The sequence below is a fragment of the Yersinia hibernica genome (assembly GCF_004124235.1).
In the GTDB taxonomy this organism is placed as follows: Bacteria; Pseudomonadota; Gammaproteobacteria; order Enterobacterales; family Enterobacteriaceae; genus Yersinia; species Yersinia hibernica.
In genome coordinates this window covers 4,101,985-4,117,613 of sequence record NZ_CP032487.1, presented here as the reverse complement: position 1 = coordinate 4,117,613, position 15,629 = coordinate 4,101,985, and the positions used below count along the sequence as shown (strand labels likewise).

Sequence of the window (15,629 nt, the reverse complement as noted above, 5' to 3'; positions counted from 1 at the left end):
CACCATATAACAAACACAAAATTGGAGCGAAGGGATGTGTGTTTTCGGGGTTAATAACAGCTCACTTTGGGGGGCTAACGTATGAAAGTCACGCTGCCTGATTTTCGCCGCGCTGGAGTATTAGTCGTCGGCGATGTCATGTTAGACCGTTATTGGTATGGCCCAACGAGCCGAATTTCACCAGAAGCACCGGTGCCGGTTGTTAAAGTCGATACCATCGAAGAACGCCCCGGTGGTGCCGCGAACGTCGCGATGAACATTGCCTCCCTTGGCGCTATCTCCCGGTTAGTCGGATTGACCGGTATTGATGATGCTGCCCGCGCCCTGACCAGCAAACTGAATGAAGTGCAGGTGCGCTGTGATTTTGTCTCGGTGCCGACTCACCCGACCATTACCAAATTGCGGGTGCTATCCCGTAACCAGCAGCTCATCCGCCTTGATTTCGAAGAAGGTTTTGCCGGTGTTGACCCCCAACCTATCTTCGAGCGCATCCAACAAGCGCTGCCACAGATTGGCGCTCTGGTACTGTCCGATTATGCCAAAGGCGCGCTGAACAGTGTGCAGATGATGATCCAGCTGGCGCGAAAAGCAAAAGTGCCGGTGCTGATTGATCCAAAAGGCAGTGATTTTGAACGCTATCGTGGTGCAACCTTACTGACTCCTAATCTCTCTGAGTTTGAAGCGGTGGTCGGCCACTGTAAAAATGAAGCAGAGTTGGTGAGCCGTGGGATGAAGTTGGTGGCCGATTTTGAGCTTTCCGCTTTGTTGGTAACCCGCTCTGAGCAAGGTATGACCCTGCTCCAGCCGGGCAAACCGCCATTACATTTACCGACTCAAGCACAAGAAGTGTTTGATGTGACCGGCGCGGGTGACACGGTGATTGGGGTGCTGGCTGCTGCATTGGCCGCTGGAAACACCTTGGAAGAATCATGCTTCTTAGCGAATGCGGCGGCGGGGGTGGTGGTGGGTAAATTGGGGACTTCGACTGTTTCGCCCATTGAGCTGGAAAATGCCATTCGCGGCCGAGCTGAAACCGGTTTTGGCGTGATGGATGAGCAGCAACTGAAAAAAGCGGTTGCTCAAGCCCGCCAACGCGGCGAAAAAGTCGTCATGACCAACGGCATTTTCGACATTCTGCATGCTGGCCATGTTTCCTACCTAGCCAATGCCCGCAAGCTGGGCGACCGCCTGATTGTCGCCGTGAACAGTGATGCCTCGACCAAGCGCTTGAAAGGCGAAAAACGCCCAGTTAACCCACTGGATCAGCGCATGATTGTGTTAGCTGCGCTGGAAGCGGTGGATTGGGTCGTGCCATTTGAGGAAGACACGCCACAGCGCTTAATTGCCGATATCTTGCCGGATTTACTGGTGAAAGGTGGCGATTATAAACCGGATGAAATTGCCGGCAGTGCCGAGGTGTGGGCGGCCGGTGGGGAGGTTAAAGTGCTGAATTTTGAAGATGGTGTTTCCACCACCAATATTATTCAGTCCATTAAGAATGGCCGCGGCTAAATATCCTTCGGCCTTGAAGCTGCACCGGCATGAGCTGCGCGAGCTTACCCGAGTCACTGACTTGAGTAAGCGCATCGGGTATGTTTGCTTGCCGCCTGCCGCTCCAATGACTTTGGATATTATAGATTGGGTATAGAAAGAGAAAGGCGGTGATGGTGGCGGGGTTAAAACAGGAGTTGAGCCTGGCACAAGGAGTCGGGCTGTTGTCCACATCACTGCTGGGAACCGGTGTCTTCGCGGTGCCAGCCCTGGCCGCAATGCTGGCGGGCGATGACAGTTTGTGGGCCTGGCCGCTATTGATTGTGTTGGTTTTCCCGATAGCTATCGCCTTTGCTGCTTTAGGTCGCCATTTTCCCAGTGCCGGTGGCGCGGCCCACTTTGTCACCATGGCATTTGGCCCCAAACTGGGCAAAGTAACTGGCTGGCTATTTTTGTCCGTCATTCCGGTCGGTTTACCTGCTGCCTTGCAAATTGCCGCCGGTTTCTGGCAAGCCACTTTTGGTTGGAGTGATACCGGGCTGTTAATGGTGCAAGTGGTGACACTGCTGGTTATCTGGCTGTTGGGAACCCGCAGTGCTGGCTCGAGTGCTAATGTGCAAACACTGATTGCCGTGTTAGTCATTGCATTGGTGGTGGCCATTTGGTGGCAGGGGGCTATTCACCCATCGCAAATACCTTGGCCCGCGCTGCAAGATATTTCTCCACCAAATATGTTTAGCGCGCTGGCTGTGATGTTTTGGTGCTTTGTCGGGCTGGAGGCTTTCGCGCATCTGGCAACAGAATTCCGTCACCCTGAACGTGATTTCCCACGAGCTTTGATGGTCGGGTTGTTGGTCGCCGGGGCGGTTTACTGGGGATGTACCGTGGCGGTGCTGCATTTCCATGCTTATGGCGAACAACAAGCGGCGGCGGCTTCATTACCGGGTATTGTGGTGCAATTGTTTGGTCAGCATGCGCTGTGGATTGCCTGCATTATTGGCTATTTAGCGTGTTTTGCCAGCGTCAATATTTATACCCAGAGCTTTGCCCGCATGGTGTGGTCACAAGCGCAGCTACGCCCTCAAAGTCAGTTGGCAAAACTGTCTGCCGGACACACTCCGGTCAATGCACTCACTGCGGTGGTTGGCAGTTGCCTGCTGTTCGCGCTGCTGATTTATTGGCTGGCTTTGCCATTAGATTTACTGATTGTTTATGCCAATGGCATTTTCGTGCTGATTTATTTGCTGTGTATGCTGGCAGGGATCCGCTTGTTAAGCGGCCGCTCGCGGGCGATGTCGGTAATTGGCAGTATGCTGTGTTGTGTATTGCTGGTGATGATTGGTTGGAAAAGCTTATATGCTTTGCTGATGTTTGCGCTGCTGTGGATATTAATGTCCCGAACGCGGGTAGCCGTGATACAGCCCTAAACACAGGGCGCTACAGGGCGCCCTCATCATCACGGGGTATTATTCTCCCGCTTTGTCATCGACAGCTTTAGGTGTATCCGCAGCAACGGGAGCACTGCTGAATTTGGCTTCCAGTTCCCCCAGGCGTTGCTCCAATAACGCCAGCTTTTCTCGGGTGCGCAGCAATACCTGAGTTTGCACGTCGAACTCTTCACGATTAACCAAATCCAGACGAGTTAACTGCGATTGCAGCACCAGCCGAATCTTCTTTTCGACGTCGTCCCCGAATTCGCGAATACCTTTCGGCATAGACTCATGCACTTGGCGAGCGATTTGTTCAATTTTTTTCGGGTCAATCATGATATTTCCCTAATTAGATGTGAAGTTACTCCCACTAGTGTAATGCCAGATGGCGAATGTATAAACCTCTGCAATCACCATTTTGGTAATTGCTCCGACGAATCAATAGCGTTATAGTCATAGGGCTTATTCTCAGGGCGGGGTGCAAGTCCCCACCGGCGGTAAATTGTGTTGCGGCATATTATGTCGTGGTGCAAAAGCCCGCGAGCGCTCACGTTGTTTCTCTTGTCAAAGGGAGCAAGGTAGAGGTCAGCAGATCCGGTGTAATTCCGGGGCCGACGGTTATAGTCCGGATGGGAGAGAGTAACGGTATCTGCCGAGCTTATAGCTCGCTTGCGTTATTTCGGCTATTTCTATTGATATAGATATGATTGATGTAGAAATATGGCCATTTACTCCTCAAGACCGCCCTGATTCTGGTAATCCATAATTTTAATGAGGTTTTTTACCATGAATCAGACCCTTCTATCAGATTTTGGCACGCCGGTTGAGCGTGTAGAACGTGCTATTGACGCTCTGCGTCATGGCCGTGGTGTTATGGTGTTGGATGACGAAAGTCGTGAAAACGAAGGCGATATGGTTTTTGCCGCTGAAGCGATGACGGTTGAGCAAATGGCACTGACTATCCGCCACGGCAGTGGCATTGTGTGTCTGTGTATCACTGATGAGCGCCGCCAACAGCTTGATTTACCCATGATGGTTGCCCATAACTCCAGCCAGTTCCAAACGGCATTTACTGTGACCATCGAAGCGGCGAAAGGCGTGACGACAGGGGTTTCTGCGGCTGACCGTTTGACGACTATTCGTGCAGCGATCGCTGATAATGCCAAGCCTGCCGACCTTAACCGCCCAGGCCATGTATTCCCATTACGTGGTCAGCCAGGTGGGGTATTATCTCGCCGTGGTCACACTGAAGCATCCATTGATTTGGCAACACTGGCCGGCTTCAAACCTGCGGGTGTGTTGTGTGAGCTGACCAATGATGATGGCAGCATGGCGCATGCACCGGAAGTCATTGAATTCGCGAAATTACATGATATGCCGGTTGTTACTATTGATGACTTGGCTGAGTATCTTCAGTCCCAAGCCAAAAAAGCCAGTTGATTTTGATGGCAATATCCACAGATATTGCCTATCGATAATGTGGTTTACACACCGGGTTGCCATTATTGTATTGAATAGATAGCCGCCCGGTTATTTTCTGTCGTCAGATAATTTACATCTTTTTCCTCACCACTTTTTCTCTTCAAATTTATTGAATATCTTCATCACTGTTATCCGGCTGTGTAATGAAAAAAAAGCGCGTAATGTATTCGTTATGATTTTAGCGCCACGTTTTTCTTAACAGTAAGGATTATCTATGAACACCTCTCGTATGCCGGCACTATTTCTCGGTCACGGTAGCCCGATGAACGTGCTGGAAGAAAATAGTCACACACAGGCATGGCGTGCGTTGGGTGAGACATTACCTCGTCCTACGGCGATTCTGGCCATTTCCGCCCACTGGTATACCCGTGGTACCGCGGTAACCGCAATGGAAAAACCTCGGACTATCCATGATTTTGGTGGATTCCCCCAGGCGCTGTTTGATACCGAATATCCGGCACCCGGCTCCCCGGCGTTGGCGGCACACATTCAGCAATTGCTGGCACCCATTGCAGTACAGGCGGATACCAGTGAATGGGGATTGGACCACGGGAGCTGGGGGGTATTGATCAAAATGTACCCTGAGGCGGATATTCCGGTGGTGCAATTGAGTATTGATGGTACGCAACCGGCAGAGTATCACTATGAATTAGGCCGTAAACTGGCAGTGTTACGTGATCAGGGCGTGATGATTGTCGCCAGTGGTAATGTGGTACACAACTTGCGGATGGTCAGATGGCAAGGGGAGAGTAGCCCGTATCCATGGGCTGAATCCTTCAACCAATTTGTGCGGGATAACCTAAGTTATCAAGGTGATAATCATCCTCTGGTTAACTTTATGCAGCATGAGGGGGCGGCACTCTCTAACCCAACTCCGGAGCATTATTTGCCATTGCTGTATGTATTGGGCAGCTGGAATGGTAAAGAGCCAATTTCGATTCCGACAGATGGGATTGAGATGGGGTCGCTGAGTATGTTGTCGGTACAAGTCGGCTAAATACCCCGCGCCCTTGACGTTATAGCGTTGTTAGCTAGCTGACATTGAGCTATCGGGACAATAATCCCATTATTCACTGAATGATAAGAATAATATGCTGGAGATGTTCAGGGAAAGCCGATGCTTTCCCTGACTTTAATGGCGTGCTGTTAACCCAAAATGATATGCGGGTAAAAACGGGACAGATCTTGGGTGATCAGTTCGCGGTCTTCACGTAAACCGATACCACAAGGTTGATCGTTAACCAGCCAACTGCCAATCAGCGTGTAGCTATCACCAAACTTAGGTAATGGATGGAATTGCTGAACAATCATGCCCTCCTCGCCATAGGGCCCATCAACCCGCGCCACTTCTTTGCCGTTTTCTACTATCTGAATATTGGCACCTTCCCGCGAGAATAGCGGCTTGGTGACATAATGATCCATGGCAGGATGATCATCTTCAGCAAAATAAGCAGGCAACAGATTAGGATGATTTGGGAACATTTCCCACAGCAATGGTAGCAAGGCTTTATTGGAGATAATGCTTTTCCAAGCCGGTTCCAACCAGCGTACGCCCGCATCTTCCAGCTTGGTGGAGAACATTTCGCGGAACATAAACTCCCACGGATAAAGTTTGAACAAATTACTGATAACCTGGTTATCCAAGTCGGTAAATTGCCCTTTTTCCCCTAAGCCAATCTCTTCCATGAACATGAATTCAGTCGGCAGACCCGCTTCCAAGGCGCAATCTTGCAGATATTGCACTGTACCGCGATCTTCTTCACTGTCTTGGCAGCAGGCCAGATGCAGCAAACTAAAACCATGGTTATCACGCAGATCAACAAAACGCTCGATCAGTTTTTCTTGCATGCTGTTGTATTGGTCAGAATCCTGACTCAAATTGCCAGCATTAATCTGGTCTTCTAACCATAGCCATTGGAAAAAAGCGGCTTCATACAATGAGGTTGGGGTATCCGCATTGTTTTCCAGCAGTTTTGCTGGATTGACGCCATCATAAGCCAGATCAAGGCGCGAGTAGAGCGATGGCTGGTTGGTGCGCCACGAGCTGCGGACAAAATCCCAACAATGTTTCGGAATGCGGAATTTTGCCATCAGTTGATCGCTATTAATCACTTTTTCAACCACTTGCAGGCACATTTGATGCAACTCTGCAGTGGTGTCTTCCAACTCTTCAATTTGCGCAAGTGTAAATTCGTAATATGCATCTTCACACCAGTACGGCTCGCCATACATGGTGTGGAAACGGAAACCGAATTCGGTGGCTTTTTCGCGCCAGTCCGGGCGTTCGCTAATCGCTAAACGTTTCATTAATCAGACCTTAGCCACCCATGCTGCGCGTGCTGGTTTTGGATGATGTTGCGGCACTACGTTGCATCGAGGACTGCTTAGCCACGGACTCACCAAAACCGCCACGGGTAATGGTATTGGTCACGGCTGGCTTCGGTGCCATTGCCGTTCTTGGCACTGTCATGGTGCGGCCCGTGGTGGCTGAACCAAAGTTTTTGCCGGTGGCATCGACAAATTTGCCATTGGCTGGGCTATTGGGTGCTTTGGAGGTAAACAATGGCTGACTTGCACCACCGCCCATCATTCGGCCCATCATATAACCGGCCATCAGTGGCATCCACATACTGCCGCTTTGCTGTGGTGCTGCAGCTGTAGTTTCAGACGTTGATGATGATGTTGGCACCATTCCTGCTTGTGCTGGAGCTTGAGTACACTGTGATTCACCAAATTCAGCGACGCAATCTTCACGGGTTGCGTACTTAGGTGCAGTTTTGGCCGCTTCCTGCAAAGCAGTGTTGTAAGCCGTGGTACATTCAGCGCTCTTGGACGGGTTGGCCTGCGAGCAATCATCAGCATTTTGGTACAAAGATACGGTTTCATCAGTTTTTTCGCAGCCAGCCAGCATAAATACGGCACTGACAGCTAAAGCAACTGGCGCAAGGCGATAATTGCGCCAGGATTTACGGAAAGTCTCTTGATTGATGTTTTGAGTCCGTTTCATCATTATTTGTCTCATTTCCGGGCGTTCAATGCCCTTTCCCAGTAAGTGCCCTAAGAATAGGGGAAATATGTACGAAATTAAAGCGTGAGGGGCGATGAGCGGCAGACTTTACAAAGCTATACGAAATGCTGAGGGTAACTTCGCTTTTTTCATTGACGAAAAATGCTGGGGAATCATAAGTCGGACAGCGAAAAATAAACCGGGCATAGCTTGATACTGTGCCCGGTGAGCCCCAATTCGTAAAATTAGTTACGGAATGGGTTGCCGTTACGTGTAGCGGCAGGTGTTGCGGCCGTTGGCTGGCTAACAGCCGTTGCACGTGGTGCCGCTTGAGCGCTTGTGCCATTAGCATAAGCATTCTGGTTGGCGTTATCCGGTGCCAGGCTGGTAGCTGATGTTGGGACGGGTTTATCCAGCACACCATTGAGTGCCATCAGGTCGTTCATGTTCAGCGTACCCAATGCAGACTTGATATTTAACTGATTAATCAGATAGGTATAACGCGCATTGGCAAGTTGCTGCTTGGACTGATACAAGTTGGTTGTGGCAGTCAAAACATCCAGAATGGTGCGCGTCCCCACTTGATAACCCGCTTCCATGGCATCTAATGAGCTTTGGTTAGAAATAACCACTTGCTCATAGGCTTTAATGCTGCTGATGGAGGCTGAAATATTATTAAATGAGGAACGAACTGTTTGCACCACACTGCGGTGTGCGCTTTCCAGTTGCTCACTTGCGCCGACGAAATTGTATTGCGCCTGTTTCACGGCAGAGTTGGTCGCACCGCCGCTATACAGCGGTAAACTCAGTTGCACGCCAATTTTGTTTTGGCCAGCATCGGTATTCACTTGCTGAGTGCTTGGTGTGCCGCCACTGTAACGGGTATTAGTCACTGAGGAGGATGCAGTCAAATCGATAGTTGGCATATAGCCGGTTTCGGCTGACTTAATCTGCTCACGCGCTAAATCTTGGCTCAAACGGGCAGAAAGCAAAGAAAGGTTACGTTTTTCAGCATCTTTCAACAGGTTATTGACGGCTTGCGGGCGTTCAGTTTTCAAACGGTCCACATTCAGTGATGCCAGCTCAGGGTAATAAACACCGGTAATCTGGCGCAGGTTTTCCAGCGCATTATCCAGGTTATTACGGGCGGTCACTTCATCCGCTAATACCGTGTCGTAGCTGGCACGGGCGTTCTGTACGTCAGTGATTGCGACTAAACCCACATTAAAGCGCTGGGTTGTTTGGTCTAACTGGCGATAGACAGATTGCTTCTGTGCTTCAGTATAAGACAATGTATCAATGGCGTTTAGGACGGCAAAATAAGCGGTGGCGGTGTCCAGAATCAGTTTTTGTTCACTGGTCTGGAACGTTACGTCCTGAATACCCGCAGTTTTCTCTTGTAAAGTCAGCGCGCGCCATTTTGACATGTCGAAAATGGTTTGAGTCAATTGCAGAGATCCTGACGTCGCATTGCTGTCCGGGTTGTCAGAGGCATCGCGGAAACCATTGGTATGGGTGTAACCTGCGCCTAAACCAAGCTGTGGTAACAGCGGGCTGCGAGCTTCATTAATTTTTTCATATGCAGCATCGCGGTCAGCCGCCGATTTGCGTAAATCCGGGTTACTATCCCTGGCTTGCTTATAAACTTGCAGCAAGTTCTCTGCCTGGCTCATGCTACTGAAACCAGCCAGACTCAGCCCGATAAGAAGGGGGAGCAGTTTCTTCATTTGCAGTCCTTGTTGTGCAGCAGTTGTGCGGCAATATTACTATGGTAGCTGTCGATAGACGAATTGTTGCCGATTCTATCAGAGTCTGCCAATGGGATAAGGTGGCTGATTGTGCCATCTTGCCTTAATTTACTTAAATCTATCACAAAGCTAAATGAGTATTCAGACAACTAATCTGTATCACACCACTTTTGTCAAACAATCTTTATAAAACTGTCTTTATAAAATGACCAACCTCTATTAGCCTGACTGGCATCATTGAGCTGTCATCAAAAATCACAATTTAGGCTCGATACTCAAGTAAGGAAAGAAGTCTATGACATCAGCACAACCCTCACCGGTGACTTTTGACAAGAAAGATGTGGAAATTATTGCACGTGAAACCCTGTACAGTGGTTTTTTTTCACTGAATTTATATCGATTTCGTCATCGTTTGTTTAATGGTGAAATGAGCGGAGAAGTCAAACGCGAAATTTTCGAACGTGGCCATGCCGCGGTGTTATTACCTTATGATCCTGTGCGCGATGAAGTGGTGCTGGTGGAGCAATTGCGAATTGCTGCTATTGACAGCAGCCGGTCGCCTTGGTTATTAGAAATGGTAGCGGGAATGATTGAAGAGGGGGAGACCGTCGAGGAAGTGGCGCGTCGTGAAACGGAGGAAGAAGCGGGAATTCATCTTGGCCGCTGTAAACCGGTTCTCAGTTATTTAGCCAGCCCCGGTGGCACCAGTGAGCGGTTGTCCATCATGGTTGGGGAGGTCGATGCGACCACCGCGAGTGGTATTCATGGGTTGGCGGATGAACATGAAGATATCCGGGTGCATGTTGTTAGTCGCGAGCAAGCCTGTCGCTGGGTTGATGAAGGTGCGATTGATAACGCAGCCTCAATCATTGCATTACAATGGTTGGCGTTGCACCATCAATCGCTGAGAGCAGAATGGCAGCCGTAAAAAAAGCGAGCATAATAATGAGCAAGCGCTACATACCTGATTTCCCTGAAATGATGCGGATATGTGAAACTAACTTCGCGCAATTGCGTCGTTTGATACCGCGCATCGATGAAGTGGGCGAAAGTGTAGCTTATCGGGTTAATGGCGCCAGTTATCAACTGACAATTATTGAATCGACGCGCTACACTTCTGTCGTGGAGATTGCGCAAACTGAGCCGGCAATCAGCCACTGGAGCCTGCCATCTATGGTAGTGCGGCTTTATCATGATGCGCAGGTCGCGGAAGTGTGTGCCAGTCAGCAGATCTCCCGCTTCAAAGCAAGTTATGATTATCCGAATAAAAAGTTGCATCAGCGGGACGAAAAGCATCAAATTAACCAGTTTCTTGCTGACTGGTTGCGCTATTGCTTGGCGCATGGAGCGGTGGCAGTTCCGGTTTGTTAGACAGACTTATAGCCTGACCTCTACAGATGAAAATACCTGATGAATCTGGTTGGAAGGGTGCAAAAACAAGGACACCATTTGGAAAGCCTGTTTAAACTGCCTATGGCGAGTGGGGCCAAGGTTAGAATTTTACAAATAACAGATACCCACCTCTTTGCAGGGGAACATGAGACCTTGCTGGGTGTAAATACTTCTCGCAGTTATCGCGCGGTGTTGGATGCGATTCTTGCTGAGCAGCACCCTTTTGATCTTATTGTTGCGACCGGTGATTTGGCTCAGGACCATTCTGTTGCTGCTTATCAGAATTTTACGAAGGGCATCTCCCGCCTGCCAGCACCTTGTGTTTGGCTACCCGGTAATCACGATTTCCAGCCTGTGATGGTGGATGTTTTGGCGAATGCGGGAATTGCCCCGTCAAAGCATGTTCTGATCGGGGATAATTGGCAGATTCTTTTATTAGACAGCCAGGTCTTTGGGGTTCCTTACGGCGAGCTGAGTGACTATCAGTTAGAGTGGATGGAGCGCTGTCTGGTGGCGCACCCGGAGCGCTACACACTGGTATTGTTGCATCATCACCCGATGCCGTCTGGTTGTACTTGGCTTGATCAGCACAGTTTGCGCAATGCACATATGCTGGCGGCGGTGCTGACCCGCTATCCGCGCGTGACCACCTTATTGTGCGGCCATATCCACCAAGATTTGGATCTCGATTGGTATGGTAAACGCCTGCTGGCAAGCCCTTCAACCTGTGTGCAGTTCAAACCGCACTGTACTAATTTTACACTTGATACTGTGGCACCGGGATGGCGTTACCTCGACTTACTGCCTGATGGAAGACTTGAAACTGAGGTTCGTCGGTTGGCCAGTGATGAGTTTTGCCCGGACATGGATTCGGATGGTTATTGATGAGTGCGCTTCTATATATTCATGGCTTTAATAGCTCTCCCAGCTCGGCCAAAGCCACCACATTCAAAAGTTGGTTGCAGCAGCACCATCCTGATATTGAGATGCTAACCCCCCAATTACCGCCTTATCCGGCGGAAGCAGCAGAAATGCTGGAAAGCATCGTGATGGATAAAGCCGGGCAATCCATTGGTATTGTTGGCTCTTCTCTGGGGGGCTATTTTGCTACTTGGCTTTCTCAGCGTTTTAGTATTCCCGCAGTGGTGGTTAACCCGGCGGTGCGGCCATTTGAGCTGCTCAATGATTATCTGGGTGAAAATCAGAACCCCTACACTGGGCAACAATATGTGTTAGAGTCTCGACATATTTATGATCTGAAAGCCATGCAGATTGAAAAGTTGCAATCGCCGGATTTACTCTGGTTATTGCAACAAACCGGGGATGAGATCCTCGATTACCGCCAAGCGGTTGCCTATTACACCTCTTGTCGGCAAACAGTAGAATCAGGTGGGAATCACGCCTTTGTTGGCTTTGATCATTATTTCTCCCCGATTGTGACTTTTTTAGGGCTAGCAACTGCTTGATATCTGGCGGTTTATGCTCCACCCAAACAGTGGGTATTGTACCGCAGGCCATAATGGCCTGTCGGGCATGTCTAGCCTTCCAACCATTAGCCGAATGTTAATCAAACCATGACTGAATCCAGCTATAACGCTGATGCCATTGAAGTACTCAGCGGTTTAGAACCAGTGCGTCGTCGTCCGGGAATGTATACCGACACCACGCGACCAAACCACCTTGGTCAAGAGGTGATTGATAACAGCGTCGATGAAGCACTGGCGGGGCATGCCCGCCGCATTGACGTCATTCTGCACGCCGATCAATCACTGGAAGTAATAGATGATGGTCGTGGGATGCCGGTTGATATCCATCCTGAAGAGGGCGTTCCTGCGGTTGAACTAATTTTGTGTCGTTTACATGCAGGCGGCAAATTCTCTAATAAAAATTATCAGTTTTCTGGTGGTTTGCACGGTGTCGGTATTTCGGTGGTTAACGCCTTATCCAAGCGGGTAGAAGTGACGGTGCGCCGTGATAGCCAAATCTACAGTATTGCCTTTGAAAATGGCGATAAAGTGCAGGATTTGCAGGTTATTGGTACCTGCGGCAAGCGCAATACCGGCACTAGCGTACATTTCTGGCCGGATGTTTCTTTCTTCGATAGCCCGCGATTCTCGGTATCTCGTTTATCGCATTTGCTGAAAGCCAAAGCAGTACTGTGCCCGGGCGTGGAAATCGTCTTTAAAGATCAGGTGAATAATACTGAGCAGCGCTGGTGTTATGCCGACGGCCTGACTGACTATCTGATGGAAGCCGTTAATGGCTTGATTACATTGCCAGAAGCGCCGTTTGTCGGCTCTTTTGCCGGTGATACTGAAGCCATCGACTGGGCGCTGTTATGGCTACCGGAAGGCGGCGAGTTGCTGACTGAAAGCTATGTCAACTTGATCCCGACCATGCAGGGCGGTACTCACGTCAATGGCTTACGTCAGGGCTTACTTGATGCCATGCGCGAGTTTTGCGAATACCGCAACATTTTGCCGCGCGGCGTTAAACTCTCGGCAGATGATATCTGGGAGCGCTGTGCTTATGTGTTATCCGTCAAAATGCAAGACCCCCAATTTGCCGGCCAGACCAAAGAACGGCTCTCTTCACGTCAGTGCGCGGCTTTTGTCTCCGGCGTAGTAAAAGATGCTTTTAGCCTGTGGCTGAATCAGAACGTGCAAGCTGCAGAACAGTTGGCTGAGCTGGCCATTTCCAGCGCCCAGCGTCGTATGCGTGCGGCGAAGAAAGTGGTGCGCAAGAAACTGACCAGCGGCCCGGCATTACCCGGCAAACTGGCTGATTGTACTTCGCAAGATTTGAGCATGACCGAACTGTTTCTGGTGGAGGGTGATTCCGCTGGCGGTTCTGCCAAGCAAGCGCGTGATCGTGAATATCAGGCGATCATGCCGCTGAAAGGGAAGATCCTGAATACTTGGGAAGTCTCTTCCGATGAAGTGCTGGCCTCACAGGAAGTCCATGATATTTCAGTCGCTATTGGCATTGATCCCGACAGCGAAGACTTGAGCCAGCTGCGTTACGGCAAAATTTGTATTCTCGCGGATGCGGACTCCGATGGCTTACATATTGCCACCTTACTGTGCGCGTTATTTGTCCGCCATTTCCGCACTCTGGTGCGCAATGGCCACGTGTATGTGGCTATGCCGCCGTTGTATCGCATTGATTTGGGCAAGGAAGTGTTTTATGCCCTGGATGAAGAAGAGAAAGCCGGAGTGCTGGAGCAATTAAAACGCAAACGCGGCAAGCCGAATGTTCAGCGCTTTAAAGGGCTGGGTGAAATGAATCCGTTGCAGTTACGTGAAACCACACTTGATCCTAACACCCGCCGCTTGGTGCAGTTAACCATCGGTGATGAAGATGTGGATAAGACCATGGCAATGATGGATATGCTATTGGCGAAGAAGCGCTCGGAAGATCGCCGCAATTGGCTGCAAGAAAAAGGTGATACCGCTGAAATCGAGGTTTAATCGATGAAAGTGACCTTAGAAGAGTTGCAGGCTTTTACCTCGGTGGTCGACTGCGGCTCGATTACGGCGGCGGCGGAACAGCGCAGCCAGACTACATCGGGCATCAGCCGGGCATTGAGCCGGCTGGAGCACAAACTGGCGACGACATTGTTGCGCCGCACCACGCGACGGCTGGAATTGACGGAAGAGGGCGAATTATTCCTCAGTCATGCTCGGCAGATTCTGGCGGCGGTCGATGATGCTGAAGAGCAGATTGCGCTACGGCGGCTGAAACCGGCCGGGCGGCTGCGAGTGAATGCGGCAGCCCCTTTTATGCAGCATGTCATTGTGCCGATGATCAGCGGTTTTCGCGCGCTATATCCGCAAATTATTCTTGAGCTGAATACTGACGATCTAAATATTGATTTGTTGGAACAGCGCACTGACATCGCGATTCGCATCGGTACATTGCGAGATTCGACTATTCATGCGCGTCTACTAGGGGCCAGCCGGGTGCGACTGCTCGCCAGCCCTGATTATCTGCAACGCCACGGTACCCCGCAGTCAATTGACGACTTGGCCAATCACAGCTTGCTTGGCTTCACTCAGCCGGAATTTCTTAACCAGTGGTCGCTGCCCCATTTACCGGGCGGGCGCACATCAATTGCCCCTAATCTGGCGGCATCCAGTGGTGAAACCCTGCGCTTGCTGGCTTTACAGGGCGAGGGGATCGTCGAGTTATCAGATTTTATGACCCGTGAGGATCAACTGGCGGGCCGTTTAGTTGAGGTGATGGCCGACCAAATTCTGGAAACTTGGCAACCAATCAATGCGGTTTATTATCGTAATACCCAACTTGCGGCGCGGATTACCTGCTTTCTGGATTATGTCAGTGAGCAAATTAAGTTACAGGGCAGTCATTGGCTGAAAAATAGCCAATAACACCCGCTGACGCCGCCCCATTTGACTTTTATTGCTGCCAAAGCGCTAATCATAGCTAGCCCAATGTAGATGTGATGCTATGTATCAAACAGCTTGGGGTTTAAAGTGCTCGGCTAAATGCTGACGATAGCGGCTAATGTCCCCTTCAATATTGGGTTGTTTAATCACATCATTACACATAAATGTTGGCAAAGGTTTCATTCCAAGGAATTGATTAGCTTTATGGAAATGCAGATAAACGCCATCAACACCGACCCCTTCGAAGAACTGATTTGGATCAGTAAAGGCTTCAAGTGGTGCATTCCAGGTTACTGAAAGCATGTAAGTTTTACCCTGAATCAACCCGCCAGAACCATAGCCCTTGGTAGCATCGGAGCGAGTACGGCCGTCACTTTGATACAAGCGGCCATGGCCATAGGTAAACACTTCATCAATATATTTTTTTAAAATCCAGGGCTCGCCCATCCACCAACCCGGCATTTGATAAATAACCGTATCAGCCCACAGGTAATTTTCAATTTCACTTTCAATATCATAGCCTTGGTCAACCGTAGTTATTTTAACCTGGTGACCATTTTCCTGTAGAGCATCAGCCGCGACATGAGTGAGAGTGCGATTTAGCGCCCCTTTGGAGTGCGCAAATTCTTTCATTGCGTTAATAATTAATATGTTACTCATTAATATAATC

At 49.8% G+C, this 15,629-nt stretch carries 15 protein-coding genes and 1 riboswitch; of the genes, 10 read left to right on the top strand and 5 right to left on the bottom strand.

Annotated elements, in window-relative coordinates:
• The first annotated feature begins 81 nt into the window (after positions 1 to 81).
• Together hldE and yjeH are read left to right on the top strand one after the other, a co-directional pair.
• Positions 82 to 1,512 (top strand): bifunctional D-glycero-beta-D-manno-heptose-7-phosphate kinase/D-glycero-beta-D-manno-heptose 1-phosphate adenylyltransferase HldE, encoded by a 1,431-nt coding sequence (gene hldE, locus D5F51_RS19335; RefSeq protein ID WP_025376998.1) that lies wholly within the window; start codon positions 82 to 84, stop codon positions 1,510 to 1,512.
• Between the two features lie 155 nt (positions 1,513 to 1,667).
• Entirely contained in the window at positions 1,668 to 2,918 is a 1,251-nt protein-coding gene (gene yjeH, locus D5F51_RS19330; RefSeq protein WP_129199514.1) for an L-methionine/branched-chain amino acid transporter, read from the top strand.
• A gap of 39 nt (positions 2,919 to 2,957) precedes the next feature.
• Here the strand turns inward: yjeH and ubiK are convergent, their stop codons facing one another.
• The gene (gene ubiK, locus D5F51_RS19325) at positions 2,958 to 3,257 is read right to left on the bottom strand and encodes a ubiquinone biosynthesis accessory factor UbiK (protein WP_025376996.1); all 300 of its coding nucleotides are present in this window, start codon (positions 3,255 to 3,257) and stop codon (positions 2,958 to 2,960) included.
• 124 nt (positions 3,258 to 3,381) lie between these two features.
• Positions 3,382 to 3,566, top strand: a riboswitch (FMN riboswitch).
• Positions 3,567 to 3,707: 141 nt separating this feature from the next.
• Between ubiK and ribB the strand changes: the two genes are divergently transcribed.
• Entirely contained in the window at positions 3,708 to 4,361 is a 654-nt protein-coding gene (gene ribB, locus D5F51_RS19320) for a 3,4-dihydroxy-2-butanone-4-phosphate synthase (RefSeq protein WP_025376995.1), read from the top strand.
• A gap of 256 nt (positions 4,362 to 4,617) precedes the next feature.
• Complete coding sequence (gene ygiD, locus D5F51_RS19315; RefSeq protein WP_129198564.1) at positions 4,618 to 5,400, top strand: 4,5-DOPA-extradiol-dioxygenase; 783 nt, start codon at positions 4,618 to 4,620, stop codon at positions 5,398 to 5,400.
• A gap of 149 nt (positions 5,401 to 5,549) precedes the next feature.
• Here the strand turns inward: ygiD and D5F51_RS19310 are convergent, their stop codons facing one another.
• The 3 genes from D5F51_RS19310 to tolC all read right to left on the bottom strand — a co-directional run bounded on the left by D5F51_RS19310 (position 5,550) and on the right by tolC (position 9,137).
• A complete protein-coding gene (locus tag D5F51_RS19310; protein WP_129198562.1) occupies positions 5,550 to 6,710 on the bottom strand; it encodes a glutathionylspermidine synthase family protein in 1,161 nt (386 codons plus the stop codon).
• A gap of 10 nt (positions 6,711 to 6,720) precedes the next feature.
• Complete coding sequence (locus D5F51_RS19305) at positions 6,721 to 7,410, bottom strand: DUF1190 family protein (protein ID WP_087769594.1); 690 nt, start codon at positions 7,408 to 7,410, stop codon at positions 6,721 to 6,723.
• 245 nt (positions 7,411 to 7,655) lie between these two features.
• Positions 7,656 to 9,137, bottom strand: a complete 1,482-nt coding sequence (gene tolC / locus D5F51_RS19300; RefSeq protein WP_129198560.1) for an outer membrane channel protein TolC — start codon at positions 9,135 to 9,137, stop codon at positions 7,656 to 7,658.
• 316 nt (positions 9,138 to 9,453) lie between these two features.
• On the opposite strand from tolC, the gene nudF reads away from it, so the two are divergent.
• The 6 genes from nudF to D5F51_RS19270 all read left to right on the top strand — a co-directional run bounded on the left by nudF (position 9,454) and on the right by D5F51_RS19270 (position 14,941).
• A complete protein-coding gene (gene nudF / locus D5F51_RS19295; protein WP_129198558.1) occupies positions 9,454 to 10,086 on the top strand; it encodes an ADP-ribose diphosphatase in 633 nt (210 codons plus the stop codon).
• A gap of 17 nt (positions 10,087 to 10,103) precedes the next feature.
• The gene (locus D5F51_RS19290) at positions 10,104 to 10,529 is read left to right on the top strand and encodes a DUF1249 family protein (protein WP_025376989.1); all 426 of its coding nucleotides are present in this window, start codon (positions 10,104 to 10,106) and stop codon (positions 10,527 to 10,529) included.
• A 78-nt stretch (positions 10,530 to 10,607) separates the two neighbouring features.
• Complete coding sequence (gene cpdA / locus D5F51_RS19285) at positions 10,608 to 11,435, top strand: 3',5'-cyclic-AMP phosphodiesterase (RefSeq protein WP_129199512.1); 828 nt, start codon at positions 10,608 to 10,610, stop codon at positions 11,433 to 11,435.
• Positions 11,435 to 12,016, top strand: a complete 582-nt coding sequence (gene yqiA, locus D5F51_RS19280; protein WP_162301797.1) for an esterase YqiA — start codon at positions 11,435 to 11,437, stop codon at positions 12,014 to 12,016. Before cpdA ends, yqiA begins: the two co-directional genes overlap by 1 nt.
• A 108-nt stretch (positions 12,017 to 12,124) precedes the next feature.
• Positions 12,125 to 14,020, top strand: coding sequence for a DNA topoisomerase IV subunit B (parE, locus tag D5F51_RS19275; protein ID WP_025376987.1), 1,896 nt, complete (start codon positions 12,125 to 12,127; stop codon positions 14,018 to 14,020).
• Between the two features lie 3 nt (positions 14,021 to 14,023).
• On the top strand, positions 14,024 to 14,941 hold the full coding sequence (locus D5F51_RS19270) for a LysR substrate-binding domain-containing protein (RefSeq protein WP_025376986.1): 918 nt from the start codon (positions 14,024 to 14,026) through the stop codon (positions 14,939 to 14,941).
• 84 nt (positions 14,942 to 15,025) lie between these two features.
• Here the strand turns inward: D5F51_RS19270 and D5F51_RS19265 are convergent, their stop codons facing one another.
• Positions 15,026 to 15,619 carry an NAD(P)H-dependent oxidoreductase gene (locus D5F51_RS19265; protein WP_129198556.1) on the bottom strand — a complete coding sequence of 198 codons (594 nt, stop codon included), beginning with the start codon at positions 15,617 to 15,619 and terminating at the stop codon, positions 15,026 to 15,028.
• Between the last annotated feature and the right edge of the window lie 10 nt (positions 15,620 to 15,629).

Excerpts from the sequence above, each read along its gene's own strand:
- nudF (WP_129198558.1), top strand. The coding sequence starts at position 9,454 with ATGACATCAGCACAACCCTCACCGGTGACTTTTGACAAGAAAGATGTG.
- D5F51_RS19270 (WP_025376986.1), top strand. The coding sequence starts at position 14,024 with ATGAAAGTGACCTTAGAAGAGTTGCAGGCTTTTACCTCGGTGGTCGAC.
- hldE (WP_025376998.1), top strand. The coding sequence starts at position 82 with ATGAAAGTCACGCTGCCTGATTTTCGCCGCGCTGGAGTATTAGTCGTC.
- D5F51_RS19305 (WP_087769594.1), bottom strand. The coding sequence starts at position 7,410 with ATGAAACGGACTCAAAACATCAATCAAGAGACTTTCCGTAAATCCTGG.
- tolC (WP_129198560.1), bottom strand. The coding sequence starts at position 9,137 with ATGAAGAAACTGCTCCCCCTTCTTATCGGGCTGAGTCTGGCTGGTTTC.
- D5F51_RS19310 (WP_129198562.1), bottom strand. The coding sequence starts at position 6,710 with ATGAAACGTTTAGCGATTAGCGAACGCCCGGACTGGCGCGAAAAAGCC.
- ubiK (WP_025376996.1), bottom strand. The coding sequence starts at position 3,257 with ATGATTGACCCGAAAAAAATTGAACAAATCGCTCGCCAAGTGCATGAG.
- yqiA (WP_162301797.1), top strand. The coding sequence starts at position 11,435 with ATGAGTGCGCTTCTATATATTCATGGCTTTAATAGCTCTCCCAGCTCG.
- ygiD (WP_129198564.1), top strand. The coding sequence starts at position 4,618 with ATGAACACCTCTCGTATGCCGGCACTATTTCTCGGTCACGGTAGCCCG.
- D5F51_RS19290 (WP_025376989.1), top strand. The coding sequence starts at position 10,104 with ATGAGCAAGCGCTACATACCTGATTTCCCTGAAATGATGCGGATATGT.
- D5F51_RS19265 (WP_129198556.1), bottom strand. The coding sequence starts at position 15,619 with ATGAGTAACATATTAATTATTAACGCAATGAAAGAATTTGCGCACTCC.
- ribB (WP_025376995.1), top strand. The coding sequence starts at position 3,708 with ATGAATCAGACCCTTCTATCAGATTTTGGCACGCCGGTTGAGCGTGTA.
- parE (WP_025376987.1), top strand. The coding sequence starts at position 12,125 with ATGACTGAATCCAGCTATAACGCTGATGCCATTGAAGTACTCAGCGGT.